The organism is Amycolatopsis circi (assembly GCF_003385235.1).
In the GTDB taxonomy this organism is placed as follows: Bacteria; Actinomycetota; Actinomycetes; order Mycobacteriales; family Pseudonocardiaceae; genus Amycolatopsis; species Amycolatopsis circi.
On the sequence record NZ_PQIA01000305.1, the window covers coordinates 1 to 5,213 of the forward strand.

Annotated in this window: 3 rRNA genes; all 3 read right to left on the reverse strand. The window is 57.0% G+C overall.

What is annotated here, in order from left to right:
- Window positions 1–3 precede the first annotated feature (3 nt).
- The 3 genes from rrf to D0D37_RS46405 all read right to left on the reverse strand — a co-directional run bounded on the left by rrf (window position 4) and on the right by D0D37_RS46405 (window position 5,142).
- Window positions 4–120, reverse strand: a 5S ribosomal RNA gene (gene rrf / locus D0D37_RS46395).
- Window positions 121–206: 86 nt separating this feature from the next.
- Window positions 207–3,325: ribosomal RNA gene (locus D0D37_RS46400) — 23S ribosomal RNA — on the reverse strand.
- A 297-nt stretch (window positions 3,326–3,622) separates the two neighbouring features.
- Window positions 3,623–5,142 (reverse strand): 16S ribosomal RNA (locus D0D37_RS46405).
- Together the 16S, 23S and 5S rRNA genes form the textbook arrangement of a ribosomal RNA operon.
- Between the last annotated feature and the right edge of the window lie 71 nt (window positions 5,143–5,213).

Genomic DNA, 5,213 nt, shown 5'->3' on the forward strand with positions numbered 1-5,213 from the left:
TAAGTTCGGCGGTGTCCTACTCTCCCACAACCCTTCGGTTGCAGTACCATCGGCGCAGTCAGGCTTAGCTTCCGGGTTCGGAATGGGACCGGGCGTTTCCCTGACGCTAAAACCACCGAAACACTCCGAAACAACACACACCCGCCACCGTCATGGTGGGGCTGGTGTGGTGTTTCAGAACCGTAGAGTGGATGCGTAACATCTTTGTGGGCAAGTCCTCGGCCTATTAGTACCAGTCAACTCGACAACACATTACTGTGCTTCCATTTCTGGCCTATCAACCCAATCGTCTCTTGGGGGCCTTAACCCACAAAGGGGTGGGATACCTCATCTTGGAACAGGCTTCCCGCTTAGATGCCTTCAGCGGTTATCCCTTCCGAACATAGCCAACCAGCCATGCCACTGGCGTGACAACTGGCACACCAGAGGTCCGTCCGTCCCGGTCCTCTCGTACTAGGGACAGCCTTCCTCAAGTATCCTGCGCGCGCGGCGGATAGGGACCGAACTGTCTCACGACGTTCTAAACCCAGCTCGCGTGCCGCTTTAATGGGCGAACAGCCCAACCCTTGGGACCTACTCCGGCCCCAGGATGCGACGAGCCGACATCGAGGTGCCAAACCATGCCGTCGATATGGACTCTTGGGCAAGATCAGCCTGTTATCCCCGGGGTACCTTTTATCCGTTGAGCGACACCCCTTCCACCAGGAGGTGCCGGATCACTAGTCCCGACTTTCGTCCCTGCTCGACATGTCTGTCTCACAGTCAAGCTCCCTTGTGCACTTGCACTCGACACCTGATTGCCAACCAGGCTGAGGGAACCTTTGGGCGCCTCCGTTACTCTTTAGGAGGCAACCGCCCCAGTTAAACTACCCATCAGGCACTGTCCCTGAACCAGATCATGGTCCGAGGTTCAGATTCCCAATCCGACCAGAGTGGTATTTCAACAACGACTCCACACCCACTAGCGTGAGCGCTTCACAGTCTCCCACCTATCCTACACAAGCCGAACCGAAAACCAATACCAAACTATAGTAAAGGTCCCGGGGTCTTTCCGTCCTGCCGCGCGTAACGAGCATCTTTACTCGTAATGCAATTTCGCCGGGCCTGTGGTCGAGACAGCCGGAAAGTCGTTACGCCATTCGTGCAGGTCGGAACTTACCCGACAAGGAATTTCGCTACCTTAGGATGGTTATAGTTACCACCGCCGTTTACTGGCGCTTAAATTCTCAGCTTCACCCCCGAAGGAGTTAACCGGTCCTCTTAACGTTCCAGCACCGGGCAGGCGTCAGTCCATATACATCGTCTTGCGACTTCGCATGGACCTGTGTTTTTAGTAAACAGTCGCTTTCCGCTGGTCTCTGCGGCCAACCACCCCTCCGTCCGCACGGGACTTCAAGATGCTTGGCCCCCCTTCTCCCGAAGTTACGGGGGCATTTTGCCGAGTTCCTTAACCACAGTTCACCCGATCGCCTTGGTATTCTCTACCTGACCACCTGTGTTGGTTTGGGGTACGGGCCGTGCATGCACTCACTAGAGGCTTTTCTCGACAGCATAGGATCACCCACTTCGCCTCAAACGGCTACGCATCACGTCTCAGAGTATGTGAACAGCGGATTTGCCTACTGTTCCTCCTACACGCTTACACCAGGACAACCATCGCCTGGCGGAGCTACCTTCCTGCGTCACCCCATCGCTTGACTACTACGGAATCAGGTCCCACGCTCCACACGGCACATCCGTCCGAAGACTTCCATGCCGGCTTCGGGTGGTTAGTGTCAACCGCCTCGCCATGGGCGCACATGCTCGGGTACGGGAATATCAACCCGTTGTCCATCGACTACGCCTGTCGGCCTCGCCTTAGGTCCCGACTTACCCTGGGCGGATTAGCCTGGCCCAGGAACCCTTGGTCATCCGGCGGCAGAGTTTCTCACTCTGCATTCGCTACTCATGCCTGCATTCTCACTCCCGCACCCTCCACCGCTGGCTTCCGCCGCGGCTTCACCGGATGCAGGACGCTCCCCTACCCATCCACGCCACTGCACCAACCCCCGAAGAGGAAGGCGGATGTATTGCGTGAATGACACAGCTTCGGCGGTGTGCTTAAGCCCCGCTACATTGTCGGCGCAGGACCACTTGACCAGTGAGCTATTACGCACTCTTTCAAGGGTGGCTGCTTCTAAGCCAACCTCCTGGTTGTCTGGGCAATCCCACATCCTTTCCCACTGAGCACACACTTAGGGGCCTTAGCTGGTGTTCTGGGCTGTTTCCCTCTCGACGACGAAGCTTATCCCCCGCCGTCTCACTGCCGCGCTCTCACTAACCGGTATTCGGAGTTTGGTTGATTTCGGTAACCCGGTAAGGCCCCTAGACCATCCAGTAGCTCTACCCCCGGCAAGAAACACGCGACGCTGCACCTAAATGCATTTCGGGGAGAACCAGCTATCACGGAGTTTGATTGGCCTTTCACCCCTACCCACAGCTCATCCCCTCAGTTTTCAACCTAAGTGGGTTCGGGCCTCCACGACGTCTTACCGTCGCTTCACCCTGGCCATGGGTAGATCACTCCGCTTCGGGTCTAGACCACGCGACTCAATCGCCCTCTTCAGACTCGCTTTCGCTACGGCTACCCCACCCGGGTTAACCTCGCCACGCAGCACTAACTCGCAGGCTCATTCTTCAAAAGGCACGCCATCACGTCGAAACGCTCTGACGGCTTGTAGGCACACGGTTTCAGGTACTCTTTCACTCCCCTCCCGGGGTACTTTTCATCTTTCCCTCACGGTACTCGTCCGCTATCGGTCTTCAGGAAGTATTTAGGCTTACCGGGTGGTCCCGGCAGATTCACAGCAAATTCCACGAGCTCGCTGCTACTCGGGAACACCAAACAAACACACGCAACATGTTTTCGCGTACGGGACTCTCACCCACTCCGGTCCGCCATCCCAAGCGGTTCCACTAACACGCGCGCACATTCCGAGGACTGTCAGATCCTCGACGCTGGGTCCCACAACACCGCCTGCACAACGCCTGACAGCTTGACATGCAAACGGTTTAGCCTCTTCCGCTTTCGCTCGCCACTACTCACGGAATCACTTTTGTTTTCTCTTCCTGCGGGTACTGAGATGTTTCACTTCCCCGCGTTCCCTCCGCACCGGCTATATATTCACCGGCGGGTAACACCACATCACTGGTGCTGGGTTTCCCCATTCGGAAATCCTCGGATCACAGCTCGGTTGACAGCTCCCCGAGGCATATCGCAGCCTCCCACGTCCTTCATCGGCTCCTGAAGCCAAGACATCCACCATGTGCCCTTAACAACTTGACCACAAAGATGCTCGCATCCACTCTACAGTTCTCAAACACCACACCAGAAACAACGTGTGTTGCCTCAGGACCCAACAGCGTGCTGAGTGAACACCCGACCGCCCGAGCTCCGTCACCGCTTTCCACGACCCCGAAAGGTCAGTACTCACACGGACTTCGCTCGCCACGACCGGCGATAACCAGTAGTTCCACAATTCCTTGAGCAACCGGAACAAGCACGCATTCGGCACTTGAGTCCCGGCCACCCCATGCCCTTGGTCCGGGTATCCCGGGGGCATGGATGTGTTGTGCTCCTTAGAAAGGAGGTGATCCAGCCGCACCTTCCGGTACGGCTACCTTGTTACGACTTCGTCCCAATCGCCAGTCCCACCTTCGACCACTCCCTCCCTTGCGGGTTGGGCCATGGGCTTCGGGTGTTACCGACTTTCATGACGTGACGGGCGGTGTGTACAAGGCCCGGGAACGTATTCACCGCAGCGTTGCTGATCTGCGATTACTAGCGACTCCGACTTCACGCAGTCGAGTTGCAGACTGCGATCCGAACTGAGACCGGCTTTAAGGGATTCGCTCCACCTCGCGGTATCGCAGCCCTCTGTACCAGCCATTGTAGCATGTGTGAAGCCCTGGACATAAGGGGCATGATGACTTGACGTCATCCCCACCTTCCTCCGAGTTGACCCCGGCAGTCTCCCACGAGTCCCCAACTTTACTTGCTGGCAACGTAGGATAAGGGTTGCGCTCGTTGCGGGACTTAACCCAACATCTCACGACACGAGCTGACGACAGCCATGCACCACCTGTACACCAACCACAAGGGAAGCCCCATCTCTGGGGATGTCTGGCGCATGTCAAGCCCAGGTAAGGTTCTTCGCGTTGCATCGAATTAATCCACATGCTCCGCCGCTTGTGCGGGCCCCCGTCAATTCCTTTGAGTTTTAGCCTTGCGGCCGTACTCCCCAGGCGGGGCGCTTAATGCGTTAGCTACGGCACGGACAACGTGGAATGTCGCCCACACCTAGCGCCCAACGTTTACAGCGTGGACTACCAGGGTATCTAATCCTGTTCGCTCCCCACGCTTTCGCTCCTCAGCGTCAGTATCGGCCCAGAGACCCGCCTTCGCCACCGGTGTTCCTCCTGATATCTGCGCATTTCACCGCTACACCAGGAATTCCAGTCTCCCCTGCCGAACTCAAGTCTGCCCGTATCGACCGCACGCTCCACGTTAAGCGTGGAGATTTCACGGCCGACGCGACAAACCGCCTACGAGCTCTTTACGCCCAATAATTCCGGACAACGCTCGCACCCTACGTATTACCGCGGCTGCTGGCACGTAGTTAGCCGGTGCTTCTTATCCAGGTACCGTCACTTGCGCTTCGTCCCTGGCGAAAGAGGTTTACAACCCGAAGGCCGTCATCCCTCACGCGGCGTCGCTGCATCAGGCTTGCGCCCATTGTGCAATATTCCCCACTGCTGCCTCCCGTAGGAGTCTGGGCCGTGTCTCAGTCCCAGTGTGGCCGGTCACCCTCTCAGGCCGGCTACCCGTCGTCGCCTTGGTAGGCCATTACCCCACCAACAAGCTGATAGGCCGCGGGTTCATCCTGTACCGCCGGAACTTTCCACCACCGAGGATGCCCTCAGTAGTCATATCCGGTATTAGACCCAGTTTCCCAGGCTTATCCCAGAGTACAGGGCAGATTACCCACGTGTTACTCACCCGTTCGCCACTCATCCCCGGCCGAAACCGGATCAGCGTTCGACTTGCATGTGTTAAGCACGCCGCCAGCGTTCGTCCTGAGCCAGGATCAAACTCTCCAACAATGCTGTAAAGTTCGATCGAGACTATTCTCAATCATATTTCTCAAAGGAAACCCCGACGAGGGGGTTTCATA